The sequence below is a fragment of the Oceanobacillus halophilus genome (genome assembly GCF_003628505.1).
In the GTDB taxonomy this organism is placed as follows: domain Bacteria; phylum Bacillota; class Bacilli; order Bacillales; family Amphibacillaceae; genus Oceanobacillus; species Oceanobacillus halophilus.
The window spans coordinates 72272-88663 of record NZ_RBZP01000013.1; the positions used below are offsets into that span (position 1 = coordinate 72272).

Below are 16392 nucleotides of genomic sequence, written 5' to 3' on the forward strand. Positions count from 1 at the left end.
GATAGCATAGGGGGAGATATGATGAATTATCTTTACAGTGATTACTCAATAGAGGAGTTATATAGGGAAATTGGGAATTTAAAAGAAAAAGCTCAAAAAGCAGAGCAGTTAGGAAATATTTCTGAAGTACAAATTAATGAGAGAAAAATGCAAGTTGCGATGGCATATACGATGAATCCGGATGAATTTCTTCCAGGGGAGATCTATCAATTAAAAATGGATCCAGGTTTTACATTTAAAATCGATTATATAAATGGTGTCTTTGCTTGGGGGCATCGAGTAAATTTATTAAATGAAGTGTATGAGAAAGAAGAAGCTTTGCCAATTTCATTACTTGGGAATAAAGTAGGTTAAATAACAAAACAGCAGGTGTGAGCCTGCTGTTTTGTATTGATTTAATTTAAACCGGGCTATCTTCGATGACTAGCTTGTTTTGTAATTTATGCTCGGAAAAAATCCATCCGGTGTAGGAACTGATAATTTCCAAATCCGGATTTATTTGTACAACAGCGACAAACGGATAATATTCCTTCGAGCGGTATCGTAGATCAATGAAACGAATTTCTGTGTACTCATCGAATTCATTTATTTCCCAACGATATACAGGGGAAAAGTTAAGGAATGAAGCAATGTTCTTATCGGTCAATGCTTTTTCCATCATCGGTGTATCTGGTAATTGAACTTTATCAAATTCATCAACAATCTCGATATGACCATTTTCAACTGCAGCTACATAAAACATATCTTTTGTAGTTATTGCGACCCTCCAGTTGTTTTGTTTGAGGGTTGGGGATGTAGCAACCTCCACTGTTTCTGGAATGAAGTCTTTAATTTTTTTGACGATTTCTCTTTTATCCATGTACCGTTTGATGTAATATAGAGCAATTACCGTATATATGATCAGCCATGTATAACCAGGGTGGGCTCCTAGTAACCATGCACTTACACCACCGATGTTAAGCATGAAAATATACGGATCAAACGTGTTGATAAACCCGAGTGCAATCCACCGATTGGTAAATGGACGAAATGCTTGAGTGCCATAAGCATTGAATAAGTCAACAAATACATGGATAATCACAGCTAGAAACGTCCAGAACCATAGATGGAAGTAACTTACTTCTGGAACAACAGAATAAATAATTCCAGAAACAATAAGACCCCATAATATAATAGCTGGAATAGAATGTGAGGCGCCACGGTGATGACGAATATAAGTTGCGTTATTTTTTAGTTTGAATACGGTATCGAAATCAGGTGCATGAGAACCTACGATGGTGCCGACAAGTACTGCGTGAAAAAGTGTTGGATCGTTTTGCACTACTGGATCAATCGTGGCTAATCCACCAAGTGCAATCCCCATTACAATATGAGTTCCAGTGTCCATATCTTTAAGGTCCTCCTTATTTTTTCGGCTTAGTTAGTATGGGTTATAATGAACTGGAATTACATGTTTTTATTAGTATGACCAAAGGCTATTTTCTTAAAAATTGTTGTTTTTGTTAGATGGGTATGCTCAACAACACCCTACAGAAAGCGTAGTGTTTTTTCATAGCGGTGGTAATAGTTGTAGTAAACATCCTCTAAACAGGAATTTTTAACGGCTCCTGAGGATTTACGAACAACAAAAGATAAGAAAAGAGCCTTATGAGAAAATACAAATATATATTTATTGTACCATAAAGGAAGTGCAAGTATGAGAGCTCAAATATTACAAGACTTTAACAGTTTTGGATTTCAATATGATTTACTCGATTGGTATTATGAAAATAAACGGAACTTGCCATGGCGGGAAAGTCAGGATCCATACAAGGTGTGGGTTTCAGAAATCATGCTTCAGCAAACGAAGGTAGATACGGTGATTCCGTATTTTGAACGATTTTTAACAAAGTTTCCCACAGTTTATGATTTAGCAAAAGCGGATGAGCAGGACGTGTTAAAAACATGGGAAGGATTAGGTTATTATTCCCGTGCAAGGAATTTACAATCAGCTGTAAAAGAAGTGGTTGAAAAATACGGAGGGAAAATTCCAGACACTCCAGATGAGCTAGGTTCATTAAAAGGCGTTGGTCCTTATACAAAGGGAGCGATTCTCTCCATTGCCTATAATCAGCCAGAGCCCGCAGTTGATGGGAATGTCATGCGTGTTTTTTCTCGCGTGTTAAAGATAGAGGAAGACATTGCTAAGGCAAAGACGAAAAAAACATTTGAATCGGTAGTCCGAGAGGTAATTTCTAAAGAAGATCCCTCTTCTTTTAATCAGGCAATTATGGATTTGGGTGCAACTATCTGTACACCAACATCTCCTGCATGCTTGTTATGTCCGGTTCAGGAATATTGCCGAGCATTTGCCGAAGGAGTCCAAGAAGATTTGCCAATAAAGACCAAAGCAAAGAAACAAAAGAAAAAATCATACGCCGTATTAATGATTAAAGATGAAGCAGGAAGATACATTATTGAAAAAAGGCCTGATAATGGCTTGCTTGCTAATCTATGGCAGTTTCCTATGATTCCACTAGATGAAGTGACTGTTGATCATGTTAGTGATTGGCTATATAAAGAATATGGTTTGTCGGTAAAGCTTGGAGAAAAGCTAGGTGATATTAGCCATGTCTTTTCTCATTTGAAGTGGGAACTTGTTGTCTATGCTGCGGTAACCTCCGATGCCAAAAGTGAAGATGAACGTTTAAAGTTTGTTGACAAGCAGGAAGTAGAAGAATATCCGTTTCCAGTGTCGCATCAGAAAATGATGAAATACCTTTAGTTTTGATGTACAAATGCTAATTTAAAAAGGCTGTATTCTACGATTGTTGCACTTTTTTATAGATATCTAAGAATACAGCGCTATATCCGCTACGGAAATACACTACGTTTTTCGCGGGCAGCTGGTGAGCCTCCTAGTGCTTTCGTGCTGCGGGGTCTCACCGATGCTTTGCTCTCCGTGTATTTATTCTCATCTATTTCATATTTGGTATCAACTGTGCCAATAAAAAACAACAAGCCTTACGAAAAGATACTTTAAAAAAGAGAGTAAAACCTCCTTAAAATTCAAGAAGGTTTTCTCTCTTTTTTAATTTCTGCTATGCAGTTCTTCATTTATCTCATGCAGAATGGTTAGGCCTTCTGCGTTAATATAAGGAAGCACTTGGGATAAGGCTTGTTGATAATATGCTAATTCATCATTTTTCCACTTTGTTTTGCTCATCATAGAAAGTTCTGAGAAATCTCTTGGTGTTTCATCCATTGTTTATTCCTCCAGGTAAGAAGTACGTCACTAATAATTTGTGTGAATTCTATAAAATATCTCTAGGGACTTCTTTCCATAGCTGTCAGATAAAACTTCAGAAATTCTTTGGATAATAATTCGAATCATGGACAGATTAAGTAGTGCGGAGGTGATATTGATGGCTAAAAATCCTAAGAAAACTGCTTCAGGTACAAACGTTCAGCATGTAAAACAACAAAACCAACAAGCAGCGCAAGGACAAGGACAATATGGCACAGAATTTGCTTCTGAGACAAATGCTCAGGAAGTAAGAAAACAAAATCAAAAATCACAGCAAAACAAAAAATAAATTCTGTTTACATTGTTTTTGATGAAAAGAGCTTCCTATTATTTAGGAGGCTCTTTTTTTACTGGGCGTTATACTTTATTCTTTCGTTTATAATCTATATAATAAATGAAGATAAAGAAGATAATTTTTCCAACATAAAGGTATATAGAAATGTTCTACATAGAAAACACCAATAATAGAAAAAGAATGCCTGATTTTTCTAAGAAAGGGAGATAAAATGGTTGCTCCAAACGCAGGAACTAAAATACAAATTCAAAGTTATAAACATAACGGGCAACTACATAGAGTATGGCAAAATAGCTTAGTGTTAAAAGGGACAGAAACGATTGTAATAGGAGCTAATGACAAAACACCGGTTTATGAAAGTGATGGGCGTACTTGGATTACTAGGGAACCTGCTATATGCTATTTTCATGCAAAGTATTGGTTTAATATAATAGGAATGATTCGTAATGATGGGATATACTATTATTGTAACATTAGTTCTCCATTCGTGTTCGATGACGAAGCACTAAAATATATTGATTATGATTTAGATGTGAAAGTATATCCAGATATGACTTATGACCTCTTAGATGAAGATGAATATGAAGAACATAAAAACTTAATGAATTATCCATTAGTATTAGATCGTATTTTACACAAAAATTTGGATTATTTGTTAAGATGGATTCGTCAAAGAAAAGGTCCTTTTTCTCCAGACTTTGTAGATAATTGGTATGAGCGATTTTTAACCTATCGATGAGAAAGGTAAATGAATAAATATCCTTGTTACAGCTGTAACAAGGTTTTTCTATTTAAATATCAACAAAAAGGAAGTTTTAATATGGGGCCAGTTAGGCAGTATATGGATTATGTAAGACCATACAAGTGGAAAATATTTTGGACAATCATTGTTGGAATTATTAAATTTGGAATTCCATTGTTATTGCCATTGATTTTAAAATATGTGCTGGATGACATTATATATCCAGAAAACATGACGAACGCAGAAAAGCTAACAGAACTAGCTTGGATAATGGGAGTAGCTTTCGTTGTATTCCTTGTATTAAGACCGCCAATTGAGTATATTCGACAATATTTAGCGCAATGGGTTGGAAACAGAATTCTATATGATATAAGGGATAAACTGTTTGATCACATTCAAAAATTAAGTTTGAAGTACTATTCACAGACAAAAACCGGGGAAATTATTTCCCGGGTGATAAATGATGTCGAACAAACAAAGAATTTCGTCATGACTGGTTTAATGAATGTCTGGTTGGATTTAATTACGATAATTATTGCAATCGGTATTATGCTAACCATGGATATTGGAATGACGATTGTATCCATCATTCTTTTCCCTTTATTTGGTTTCTCGATAAAATATTTTTATGGGAAATTACGTCGATTAACGAGAGAAAGATCCCAAGCGTTAGCAGAGGTACAAGGTCATCTGCATGAAAGAGTACAGGGGATACCGGTAACGAGAAGTTTTGCTTTGGAAGATTATGAACAGGAACAATTTGGGGACCGAAATAATGAGTTTTTAAATCGTGCCATGAAACATGTGGACTGGAATGCTAAGACTTTTGCCGTGACGAACACGATAACAGATTTGGCCCCTTTATTAGTGGTAGCCTTTGGTGGGTATCAAGTGATAAGCGAAAACATTAGTATTGGTACTTTAGTTGCTTTTGTCGGTTATATGGAAAGAGTGTATAGTCCGTTACGAAGATTAATTAATTCCTCAACAACGTTGGTGCAGGCGATTGCATCTATAGACCGTGTGATGGAATTTATGAATGAAAAATACGATATCAAGGATAAACAAAATGCCAAAGAACTTGGGCGAGTAGAAGGAGCTATTGATATTGAAAATGTTTCTTTTCGTTATGACGAAGAGGATAATCAAGTATTAAACGGAATTAATTTAAACGTGAAAAAAGGGGAAACCATCGCATTTGTCGGAATGAGTGGTGGAGGAAAATCGACGATTGTTAGCCTGATTCCGCGCTTTTATGATGTAACAGAGGGTTCGATTAAAGTAGATGGAACCGATATACGTGACGTGAAAGCACGTTCCTTGAGAAATAATATAGGAATGGTTCTGCAAGATAATATCTTATTTAGTGAATCCATTGCTGTAAATATTCGAATGGGGAACCCGGATGCAACGGATGAAGAAGTGATTGCTGCGGCAAAAGCGGCAAACGCTCATGAGTTTATCGAGGGTCTCCCATATGGCTATGATACATTAGTAGGGGAACGAGGAGTGAAATTATCTGGAGGTCAAAAACAGCGTATCGCTATAGCGCGTGTTTTTCTAAAAAATCCTCCTATCTTAATTTTCGATGAAGCAACATCTGCTTTGGATTTGGAAAGTGAACATCTTATTCAGGAAACGATGGAAAAATTAGCTTCAGACAGAACAACCTTTATCGTTGCTCATCGGCTAGCAACAATTACGCACGCTGATCGAATTGTAGTGATTGAGAGTGGTGAAATTACCGAAGTTGGTTCTCATGATGAATTGATGCAGAAACAAGGCAGCTACTATAATTTATATCAAGTACAAAATTTAGACAGTGATAAGCAACTAATGAAAAATAAATAAGGATATAACTCCTCCGTTAAGGTAGTGGGGGAGTTTTTTTGCTTGTGTATTGGGGCCCGACATGGTGTGTAGCGGTCGAGGGATGCGACTTTACTTTACAATTGAACTAAAGCTTTTGATAATAATAATTAACTGATCAAACTCTAAAAGAAAAATTGGTATAAGGATTTTTCATCCTTACACCAATTCAGTGTGAGAAATAGGATTATTTTAAAGTATTAGCCTTTTCCTTTTTAATGGAAATTTTATAAGAACGAAGCCTATCTAAAAAAGATTACGCCATTTTAGCAAATGCTTTACCTGCTGCTTCGATTGTCTGATCGATATCTTCTTCAGTATGTTCCGTTGTTAAGAACCATGCTTCATATTTAGATGGGGCAAGATTTATTCCTTCATTCAACATTAGTTTAAAGAAACGACCGAATGCTTCGCCGTCACTAGCTTCAGCTTCTGCATAGTTTGTTACTTTATTTACTCCAAAATAAACCGTTAATGCACCGCGCAGACGATTAACACAAATGTTAGTACCGAATTCATCTGCTTTAGCAAGAATACCTTTTTCTAAGCGTGCGCCTAATTCTTCTAATTTTTCATAGACGCCTTCTTGTCCTAATACTTCCAGACAAGCAATTCCAGAAGCCATGGATGCAGGATTCCCGGACATGGTACCTGCTTGATAGGCTGGTCCAAGTGGTGCTACTTGTTCCATAATGTCTTTTCTACCCCCGTAAGCACCGATAGGAAGTCCTCCGCCAATGATTTTACCCATTGCTGTCATATCCGGTTCTACTCCATATAATTGTTGGGCACTTCCGTAGGTGAAACGAAAAGCAGTAATAACTTCATCATAGATAACTAGTGCGCCAGCTTCGTGAGCGAGGTCATTTACGCTTTGCAGGAATCCTTCGTGTGGTTCTACAATTCCGAAGTTCCCTACGATTGGTTCAACCATAACTGCTGCAATATCGTCTCCCCATTTATCGAGTGCTTCTTTCATCGCATCCAAATCATTAAATGGAACGGTGATAACATCTTCTGCAGTTGTTTTAGGAACACCAGCTGAATCTGGCGTACCTAATGTGGAGGGACCTGATCCTGCTTCAACCAACACTGCATCGAAGTGTCCGTGATAGCATCCAGCGAATTTCATGATTTTCGTACGCCCTGTGTAAGCGCGAGCTACACGAATTGTTGTCATAACAGCTTCTGTACCAGAGTTATTAAAACGTACTTTTTCTAAAGATGGGATAGCTTCTTTTAACATTTTGGCAAATTGATTCTCTAAACGTGTTGGTGTGCCAAAAAGAACTCCGGTATTTGCTGCATTTGTGATTGCTTTTGCAATGTGTGGATGGGCGTGTCCTGTGATAATTGGACCGTAAGCCGCTAAATAATCGATGTACTTATTGCCGTCAACGTCGTAGAAGTGTGCACCTTCTCCACGTTCCATGTAAACAGGTGCACCACCACCTACTGCTTTATATGCACGAGAAGGCGAATTAACACCGCCAACAATATGCTCGAGTGCTTCTTTATGTAGTTCTTCTGATTTTGCGAAATTCATTTCATTATTCCTCCTTAAAAGGTATCCATTCTTAACTATATCAAAAATAGCTCAGTTATAGGTAATAGTCTATTTTAAGTAATAGTTGTTATGGTGTCTTTTATTGTTTATGTCGCATTGTGTATAGAGTCCTAATATCCTTAATTCAAAATACTGCTCTGTCTCCGCTACGGAAATACACTACGCGCACCTTAGGGGAGCTGGTGAGCCTCCTTCGTGCTGAAGAGCGTGTGCGCCTGCGTCTACTAGAATTGCTTCGAAGTAGGCTTCCTCGGCGCAAGGGAACAGTGAAGCCTATTCGAGTAGTTCCCTCACTACGCAGTCTCACCGATGCTCTTCTTCCCGCAGGAAAAGAGGCCTAGATGAGACCCCGGAGTGCGATAGCACGAGGAGGCTCATCAGCCGCCCGCAGAAAGCGACTGCCCGGAGCGGAAATCAACAAAATGCACCTTATTTCATATTTATTCTTAATTAAATAAATCAACAATTTCCATCAACACTGAAAATTACAATCAACAAAATTTCAAGGGAAAAAGCCCAGTCAATCAATGCTCTAAAATGAAAATTATAAATTAGACAAGCTAAGGTGTTACTGAGCATATACATGATTATAGAGAAAGAAAAAGGGGCAATCATCATGTTTCTTATTCCATGGGTTATTTTTATTTTAATCATTGCAGTACTAGTGACTAGTATCTTCGAGTTTATTAAAGGGAAAAAACTTCATGTTCAATTTGAAATGAGAGATAGTCGATTTTCAAGTGAGTTATTCATGACATTGTTAGTAATATATATTATTGTGATTATTGGATTTGGTTTAATCTACTTTATTCTATCGTTTCAAGGCATCATCTTGGTAGAATATGGCGAATTGCGGCAGACTAGTATTATCGGATCTATCATTCATTCTATTTATTTTAGTGGGGTAACCTTACTCACGATTGGATATGGAGATATTACTCCAATCGGGATAGGTCGGTTGATTGCGGTGTTAGAGGCCTTGATTGGTTATGTTTTACCTACTGCTTTTGTGATGAAATTATTTCAAACACGAGAGCGAGGAAGAGATAAATGAATCCCACCTGGCGATATGATATAGTGTTGTTATATAAGATTTGGGAGGGATTTTTGTGACAGTAGAAGTAGGACAAGAAGTGAAAGATTTTACGTTACCTAATCAGGGCGGTGAAAATGTGAGCCTATCTGATTTTCGTGGGAAGCATGTAGTCCTTTATTTTTATCCAAAAGATATGACCCCAGGATGTACAACAGAAGCATGTGATTTTCGTGATAACCATGAGAACTTCGGGGAATTGGATGCTGTGATAGTAGGGATTAGCCCAGATCCAGTAGAAAGACATCAGAAGTTTATCGATAAACATGATCTGCCATTTTTGCTACTTGCAGATGAAGACCATCAAGTAGCTGAAGACTTTGATGTTTGGAAGTTGAAAAAGAATTTTGGCAAAGAGTATTATGGTATTGAACGCTCCACTTTCATTATTGATAAAGAAGGAGTACTTCAAAAAGAATATCGCAAAGTAAAAGTCCAAGGCCATGTGGAACAAGCGTTGGAATTTATAAGAGAGAATTTAAAGTAACTGTATCAACATGATCTATAGGAACACAAAGGGACATCCCTTTGTGTTCTTTTCGTGTAGAGTGTTAGAACTATTTTATTCATTTATTACGACTTCTGGGTTCCTGGTACTTTTAAATAATTAATAATTGTCATATAATAGTAGATATTTAAACTATAAGTAATTATTAAATACTATGATACAATGAAAAGGGGATAGAGAAGGTGTGTAAAGGTAGCACCCTTATCTAGGTGTACCCATGCATATGCATCTTTTCTGCAAATTTTTATGGGGAAGGTTGGTACAAATGGGCAACAAAGACACGAATACAGATGTTATTTTAATTGGTGCCGGCATCATGAGTGCGACACTAGGAACATTGTTGAAAGAATTAGTACCTGATATGAATATTAAAGTTTTTGAAAAACTTGACAAAGCCGGAGAGGAAAGCTCAAATGAATGGAATAATGCGGGAACGGGGCATTCTGCACTTTGTGAGCTAAACTACACAGTTGAAAAACCAGATGGAACATTAGATATTAGTAAAGCAATAAAAATTAACGAGCAATTTCAGGTTTCCAAACAATTTTGGTCTTATCTTGTAAACAGAAATCTGATACAAAATCCACCAGATTTCATCATGCCATTACCACATATGAGTCTAGTTCATGGAGAACAGAATGTGAAATTTTTAAAGAAACGTTTTGAAGCGTTATCACAAAATCCGTTATTCGAAGGAATGGAATATTCAGAGGCTCCAGAAAAACTGAAGGAATGGCTTCCGGTTGTAATGGAAAACCGTTCCAGTGATGAAGCCATAGCAGCAACTAAAATTGATTCAGGAACGGATGTTAATTTTGGAGCGCTAACACGCAAGTTATTTGAGCACTTAGAAAGTCAAAATGTTGCAATAAACTATAAGCATGATGTAAAGGATATTGAACGTATTAGTGATGGGAATTGGGAAGTAACTGTTCGTGATAATAAAAATGGCAAAATCGAATGTCATACAGCGAAATTCGTCTTTATCGGAGCTGGTGGAGGAAGTTTGCATTTATTGCAAAAGTCCGGTATCCCTGAGGGCGAGCATATCGGCGGATTCCCTGTAAGCGGATTATTTATGGTTTGTAATAACCCAGATATTATAGCTCAACACGAAGCAAAAGTGTACGGAAAGGCTAAAGTTGGTGCTCCGCCGATGTCTGTACCGCATCTAGATACAAGGTATATTGACAATAAAAAGTCATTGTTATTTGGGCCGTTTGCTGGCTTCTCACCGAAGTTTTTAAAAACGGGATCGATGCTTGATTTAGTTACCTCTGTGAGAGCAGATAACCTTTTAACGATGCTTGCTGCGGGAGTAAAAGAGATTTCCTTAACAAAATACTTAATACAGCAAGTGATGTTATCAAAAGAACAGCGTATGGAAGAGTTGCGGGAATTTATACCGAATGCTAAAAGTGGGGATTGGGACTTACTAGTAGCAGGACAACGAGTGCAGGTTATCAAAGATACAGAAGCTGGCGGGAAAGGAACCCTTCAATTTGGTACAGAAGTTATTACTTCTGAGGATGGGTCTATTTCGGCATTGTTAGGCGCCTCTCCAGGTGCATCCACTGCTGTACAGGTCATGCTTGAATTATTAAGTAAATGCTTCCCGGAACAAATAAAAGAGTGGGAACCGAAAATCAAAGAAATGATTCCTTCCTACGGCTTATCCTTAATGGAGAATCCAGAACTGTTGAAAGAAGTGAATGCAACCACTTCACAGACTCTTGGATTGAACAGTAAGGAACCGGTCTTAAGTTAGTTTATATAAAGTTACTGATATAAAGAGAGAACCTTCATAATGACTATGGAAGGTTCTTTTTATATATAAATAGTAATATACAACCTCTACTGAGAATAGGATGTAGTACAAAGTCTATTACATCTATATTAAAAGAGGTGTACGTATGGAAAATATTAACTCTACGAATCTTGTAAAGGATAGGAGACTATATTTAATTTGGAAGAGGATAATAGATATCTTGGTTAGCTCTTTTTTACTTGTATTCTTTTGTCCCTTATTCTTATTTATCTGTTATCGAATTTACAAAAAAGAAGGTGGACCCATTTTTTATAGAGAAGTAAGGGTGGGAAAAAATCAGCGTAATTTTATCATGTACAGCTTCCGTATGATGACGAACCCCTCTAGAATTATCTGGGCATTGCCACCATATCCTATTTCTGAGAAATGGAAGGAAGGAGTGCCGGATGAATTTTCTTTTCAAAACGATAAGCAATGCACCATGACTCCGACGGGCATTTGGCTGAAAAAATACAACCTTCAACTTTTACCGAGATTATGGAATGTGTTAAAAGGAGACATAAGTCTCGTCGGTCCCATGCCTGAAAAGAAAGAAATCGTTGACTGTTATAATGATTGGCAACAGAAACGACTAATGGTTAAACCAGGATTAACCGGATATGCAAGAATTACTAGAGGAGATAATATGAAATATACGGAAAGAATTCATTACGATCTTTTCTATATTCAGAATCGCTCACTAAAAATGGATTTGAAAATACTTTGGAGTACGATAAAAGGAGATGCTCTAAGTTAAATACTCCCAATCTTAATAGTTTTCAGGTAAAATAAGAGGAAATTGAAGAAAATGGGGGATGAGCAAATGATTGTCTTTTCCGCGAAAATATCAGAAAAACACCAAAATAGATTGAAAACTAATTTTCCAGAACAGAAATTTGTATTTTGTAAAAATAGCGAAGAAGCAAAAAACTATGTAAAAGATGCAGTTATTTATGTTACCTTTGGATCGGACATAAATGAATCATTCCTGAAAGAGGCAAAAAGGCTTAAATGGATTCAAGTATTATCTGCTGGTGTAGATGAACTTCCTTTTGAAATCCTACAGGAAAAAGATATTATACTGACCAATGTTCGAGGAATTCATGCGATTCAAATGGCAGAGTATGCTATTTCTATGCTAATGCAAGTGTACAGACAAGGAAAGAAAATCATCAAGAATGAAGAAAACCAGATATGGGATAAATCTGTAAGAATAAATGAAATAACAGGTAAAACAATGGTTGTTGCAGGAACTGGTGCCATTGGAAGTGAAGTGGCAAGACTAGGAAAAGCTTTTCGGATGCATACGATTGGAATTTCAAAAAGTGGCAGACAAGTCGAATTTTTTGATGAGAATTATAATATAGATGAATTAAATAATGTTCTATCTAATGCTGATTTTGTCATATCCGTTTTACCAAGTACACCAGAAACGCAAAATTATTTTACATTAGAGCAATTTAGAGCAATGGCTAATCATGCTGTATTCTTAAATATGGGAAGAGGAAATGCAGTAGTGGAAGAAGATTTATTAACAGCAGTCCAGCAAAAAGAAATTGCGCATGCCGTCTTAGATGTAGTTAAAGAGGAACCGTTACCCAAAAATCATCCATTTTGGACAGAGGAAAACATAACAATTACCCCACATATCTCAGGTTTATCACCAAGCTACATGAAACGTGCACTGAAAATTTTTGAGGATAATTTAAACATCGATATAACAAGGAATGATAATTATATTAATCTTATTAATTTAAGCAGGGGGTATTAGATTATGGCACGAATCTATACAAGATCAGGAGATAAAGGACTTACATCACTTGTTTACGGAGAACGCGTTCCTAAAAACGATTTACGTGTGGAAGCATACGGAACATGTGATGAGACGAATTCTTTTATAGGACTGGCACTTAGCTTCTTGAGTCAGGAGAAGTGGGACAAAAAGGAAGAATTTATCGAAGTAATGCATCGCGTACAAACAGTAATGTTTCATGTAGGTGCGGAACTATCTACACCAAAAGGGAAAGAAGTCAGCTGGAAATTAAAGCAGGATCATATCGATGAATTAGAAGCGAAAATCGATGAATGGGACAGGGAACTGGAGCCATTGAAAAATTTCATTTTACCGTCTGGTACCAGTGTTTCGAGTGCGTTGCATACAGCAAGGACCATTGCTAGACGAGCAGAACGAACAGCGGTTGCTCTGGGGGATGAACTGGATAATCCATTAGTTCGTCAATATTTGAACCGGTTATCCGATTTCTTATTCGTTGCTGCCCGCTTCGCAAATAAACAGATGGGGGGAGAGGAACGCGTCTTAAAAACAGATGTTTAGAATTCCCTATTCATATTTGTATATAAATTAGAAAAGAACTAATATTAATTAATGAAGAGTTTAAATGAGCATAATTGATAATATGAGCATTAATAAGGTACTTATATTGACAGAATACTGTACTAACAGGTAAACTAATTATAAAGATTATAAATTAATAATACTAATAGAATAGCGTTTACTCTAGTTTTTCGGTGTACGATGTCTCCTGAAAGAAAATACCTTATTCTTTGGGTATGCTGATGCTTAACACTGGGGAGAGACAATTAGAATGCATTTATTATAGAAAGTGAGGTGGATGGCTGTGTCTGAAAAGCGATTACGACAAGCTATTGATACATTAAAAGAATCAGGCGTCCGTATCACTCCACAACGTCATGCGGTACTTGAGTATCTTTTAAATTCAATGGTTCATCCGACAGCAGATGAAATATATAAAGCACTCGAAGGAAAATTTCCAAATATGAGTGTAGCAACTGTATACAATAATTTGCGTGTCCTTCGTGAAGTCGGTCTAGTACGTGAACTTACTTATGGTGATTCATCCAGCAGATTTGATTGCAATACATCAGATCATTATCACATTATTTGTAATGAATGCGGAAAGATTGTCGATTTTCACTATCCTTCGTTGGATGAGGTTGAGTCTTTAGCAGAGCAGGTAACAGGATTTGATGTTAGTCATCACCGATTAGAAGTATATGGAACCTGTGAAGACTGTCAAAAAGTAGCAACACAAAAACACTAAGATAGATGCTTTGAAACTTAAAAAATCCAAATGTCTAATGACATTTGGATTTTTTTATGGTTAATGAGAAATAGCTTATTATGTTTCTTTTGATTTTCTGCGGCGTGAGTTATATTTTTCGTCAAACTCCTTACCTTCTAGGTTTTTATCTAATGTTAATGGTTGTTTGCAATGCATGCAAGCATCTACTCTACCAAGCATTTTTGTCGGTTTTCCGCAGTTTGGACATTCTACCGGGACAGCTCTTAGTGATAAGGTACCAATCCAAACATATACCACAAGACTAAATCCAATAGATAATACCCCTAAAGCAAAAAAGATTAACATTAGCCATTCTGTATCCTTAAACAGAATACCTCCATACATAATCAGAATACCGGCAAAAATTAATATAAGTGCAAAGGACCTTATTTTGTTGATTTTACTTGAATAGACTAATCTTGGTTCAGCCATGATCTTCCTCCTTAGTATCCACTTGTAGTATAGCATATTCTTACAGGAATTTCGTTTTAGAAAAAAAGGATTTCACTCAATTGTAACGAAATAATAGTAAAAGGCATTAAATTTGCCTGCGTTTGATGATAGAATATAGAAGTTGTTTAAAATAGTAAACATATTTACGAAGAGTGGAGGAAGTCAGGATGGAAAATTTCCTAAGACCTATTTATCAAGAACGTGCCAGTGATTTAAACACCTTAGGTATCCTCACAATGGAAAAAACAAATCCCAATAGCCCTTTAACTGATAATTTTGATATCATTTTGCTTATTATAGTAAAAGAAGCCAATCATTCATGGTACGTAAAACACTATGAAAGTGCAAATGAAACGGCAGCATTACATATTGTTACAGAAGAAACGCTATTGGAGTGGATTGATACAAGTACATATAGAAGAGCAGTCGAATGGATTATTAATGGCAGAGTCGTATTTGATCGTAATGAATATATTAGTAATCTAAAAGAAAAATTGAGAGATTTTCCACTGGCTAAAAGGAATTTACGTAAAGCAATTGAATTCGGTAAACTAGTAAAAAGCTTTAATGAGGCAAAAGCTTTATTTGCATCACAAAACTATAAAGATGCAAATAGTAAAATTCTCAGTTCTTTACATTACTTAGCTAGACTTGCGGTAATTGAAAAAGGATTCTATCCTGAAGTGACCGTTTGGAATCAAGTGAAAAACATTGATTTGGAAATATATAAACTATATGAAGAGTTTATTGAGAGTAGAGAAGAAATCAGTAAACGAATTGAATTAATGATCATAGCAATGGATTATGTTATTAACAACCGAGCGGAGGTTTCTGCTGAGCATCTCCTGGAAATTATGAGAACAAAAAACGAACCATGGTCATATGCTGAATTGAAAAATGTACCTTCCATCAAGCCTTATACACTTGATCTCTCTGCAATTATTTCATATTTAGAAGAAAAAGAGATTATTCTTGCTGTTTTAGAAGAAACAAAAGGAGAAGAAGTTTTTCAACGTAATTATAAGATAAGTGATTTTTAGTCACATTGCTGATTAGTGTTACGTAGTATATACACGGTTGCAGTTAATGAGTTTTTACTTAGAGCTAATATTAAATCTTAAAAGATATAAAAATGTATTGACTTTTATAAAGTAGCCGTGTTAAAGTATTTCTTGTCGCAAAAAAAAACGAATGTATATAACGACATTTAATTAAAAATTACTTGTTGACATTTCGTGAATAGTTATGATATATTATAAAAGTCGCTGTTACAAAGCGATGAACAAAATTTGCTCTTTGAAAACTGAACAAAACAACCAGTATGTTAAATGAAAGGCGAAAGCGTTCGGTTAACGACGTACGGACTGGACTGAACCGCAGGAGATAAAGGAAACACGATGAACGTAGTGAATCGATGTTGACTTATCGTACGGAGGTGAGGGAAGTCGCGCTAGTCGTTGAACGCTTGAGCTAGACATAAAGGAAACTCGTTTTTCTTTATAAAATACAGAAGTTAACACTTCTGGAAGCTAAGAATTCTCTTTGTGATTGATTGGTGTTAATCACAAAACAAACTTTTTTGGAGAGTTTGATCTTGGCTCAGGACGAACGCTGGCGGCGTGCCTAATACATGCAAGTCGAGCGCGGGAAGCTAACTGATCTCCTTCG

General features: G+C 36.4%; 17 protein-coding genes and 1 rRNA gene. 14 read left to right on the top strand and 4 right to left on the bottom strand.

Annotated features, from left to right (window positions below; genetic code table 11):
* Positions 1–21 precede the first annotated feature (21 nt).
* Entirely contained in the window at positions 22–354 is a 333-nt protein-coding gene (locus D8M06_RS14195; protein WP_121205064.1) for a YfhH family protein, read from the top strand.
* 46 nt (positions 355–400) lie between these two features.
* Here the strand turns inward: D8M06_RS14195 and D8M06_RS14200 are convergent, their stop codons facing one another.
* Complete coding sequence (locus tag D8M06_RS14200; RefSeq protein WP_121205065.1) at positions 401–1387, bottom strand: metal-dependent hydrolase; 987 nt, start codon at positions 1385–1387, stop codon at positions 401–403.
* A gap of 309 nt (positions 1388–1696) precedes the next feature.
* On the opposite strand from D8M06_RS14200, the gene mutY reads away from it, so the two are divergent.
* The gene (gene mutY, locus D8M06_RS14205; protein ID WP_121205066.1) at positions 1697–2764 is read left to right on the top strand and encodes an A/G-specific adenine glycosylase; all 1068 of its coding nucleotides are present in this window, start codon (positions 1697–1699) and stop codon (positions 2762–2764) included.
* A gap of 306 nt (positions 2765–3070) precedes the next feature.
* On the opposite strand, the gene D8M06_RS20015 is transcribed toward mutY, so the two are convergent.
* Positions 3071–3244, bottom strand: coding sequence for a hypothetical protein (locus D8M06_RS20015; protein ID WP_170150276.1), 174 nt, complete (start codon positions 3242–3244; stop codon positions 3071–3073).
* Positions 3245–3404: 160 nt separating this feature from the next.
* Here D8M06_RS20015 and D8M06_RS14210 point away from each other — a divergent pair, with 160 nt between their 5' ends.
* From D8M06_RS14210 to D8M06_RS14220, 3 genes are all read left to right on the top strand, one after another.
* Entirely contained in the window at positions 3405–3575 is a 171-nt protein-coding gene (locus D8M06_RS14210) for a gamma-type small acid-soluble spore protein (protein WP_121205067.1), read from the top strand.
* Between the two features lie 217 nt (positions 3576–3792).
* Positions 3793–4320, top strand: a complete 528-nt coding sequence (gene ntdP / locus D8M06_RS14215) for a nucleoside tri-diphosphate phosphatase (RefSeq protein ID WP_121205068.1) — start codon at positions 3793–3795, stop codon at positions 4318–4320.
* A gap of 81 nt (positions 4321–4401) precedes the next feature.
* Positions 4402–6174 (top strand): ABC transporter ATP-binding protein, encoded by a 1773-nt coding sequence (locus D8M06_RS14220; protein ID WP_121205069.1) that lies wholly within the window; start codon positions 4402–4404, stop codon positions 6172–6174.
* 274 nt (positions 6175–6448) lie between these two features.
* On the opposite strand, the gene D8M06_RS14225 is transcribed toward D8M06_RS14220, so the two are convergent.
* Entirely contained in the window at positions 6449–7738 is a 1290-nt protein-coding gene (locus tag D8M06_RS14225; RefSeq protein ID WP_121205070.1) for a glutamate-1-semialdehyde 2,1-aminomutase, read from the bottom strand.
* Positions 7739–8342: 604 nt separating this feature from the next.
* Here D8M06_RS14225 and D8M06_RS14230 point away from each other — a divergent pair.
* The 7 genes from D8M06_RS14230 to perR all read left to right on the top strand — a co-directional run bounded on the left by D8M06_RS14230 (position 8343) and on the right by perR (position 14250).
* Positions 8343–8813, top strand: a complete 471-nt coding sequence (locus D8M06_RS14230; RefSeq protein ID WP_241558957.1) for a potassium channel family protein — start codon at positions 8343–8345, stop codon at positions 8811–8813.
* Between the two features lie 55 nt (positions 8814–8868).
* On the top strand, positions 8869–9339 hold the full coding sequence (gene bcp / locus D8M06_RS14235) for a thioredoxin-dependent thiol peroxidase (RefSeq protein ID WP_121205071.1): 471 nt from the start codon (positions 8869–8871) through the stop codon (positions 9337–9339).
* A 244-nt stretch (positions 9340–9583) separates the two neighbouring features.
* Complete coding sequence (locus tag D8M06_RS14240) at positions 9584–11128, top strand: malate:quinone oxidoreductase (RefSeq protein ID WP_121205072.1); 1545 nt, start codon at positions 9584–9586, stop codon at positions 11126–11128.
* A gap of 145 nt (positions 11129–11273) precedes the next feature.
* Positions 11274–11924 carry a sugar transferase gene (locus tag D8M06_RS14245; RefSeq protein WP_121205073.1) on the top strand — a complete coding sequence of 217 codons (651 nt, stop codon included), beginning with the start codon at positions 11274–11276 and terminating at the stop codon, positions 11922–11924.
* Between the two features lie 66 nt (positions 11925–11990).
* Positions 11991–12938 carry a D-2-hydroxyacid dehydrogenase gene (locus tag D8M06_RS14250; protein ID WP_121205086.1) on the top strand — a complete coding sequence of 316 codons (948 nt, stop codon included), beginning with the start codon at positions 11991–11993 and terminating at the stop codon, positions 12936–12938.
* Between the two features lie 3 nt (positions 12939–12941).
* Positions 12942–13502: a cob(I)yrinic acid a,c-diamide adenosyltransferase gene (locus D8M06_RS14255; protein WP_121205074.1), complete on the top strand. Its 561-nt coding sequence runs from the start codon at positions 12942–12944 to the stop codon at positions 13500–13502.
* A 298-nt stretch (positions 13503–13800) separates the two neighbouring features.
* Positions 13801–14250 carry a peroxide-responsive transcriptional repressor PerR gene (gene perR, locus D8M06_RS14260; RefSeq protein WP_147404980.1) on the top strand — a complete coding sequence of 150 codons (450 nt, stop codon included), beginning with the start codon at positions 13801–13803 and terminating at the stop codon, positions 14248–14250.
* Between the two features lie 78 nt (positions 14251–14328).
* Here perR and D8M06_RS14265 read toward each other — a convergent pair whose 3' ends face one another.
* Positions 14329–14703, bottom strand: a complete 375-nt coding sequence (locus D8M06_RS14265) for a YgzB family protein (RefSeq protein WP_121205076.1) — start codon at positions 14701–14703, stop codon at positions 14329–14331.
* Positions 14704–14891: 188 nt separating this feature from the next.
* On the opposite strand from D8M06_RS14265, the gene D8M06_RS14270 reads away from it, so the two are divergent.
* Positions 14892–15764, top strand: a complete 873-nt coding sequence (locus tag D8M06_RS14270; protein WP_121205077.1) for a nucleotidyltransferase-like protein — start codon at positions 14892–14894, stop codon at positions 15762–15764.
* A gap of 536 nt (positions 15765–16300) precedes the next feature.
* A 16S ribosomal RNA gene (locus tag D8M06_RS14275) occupies positions 16301–16392 on the top strand; the annotation flags it as partial.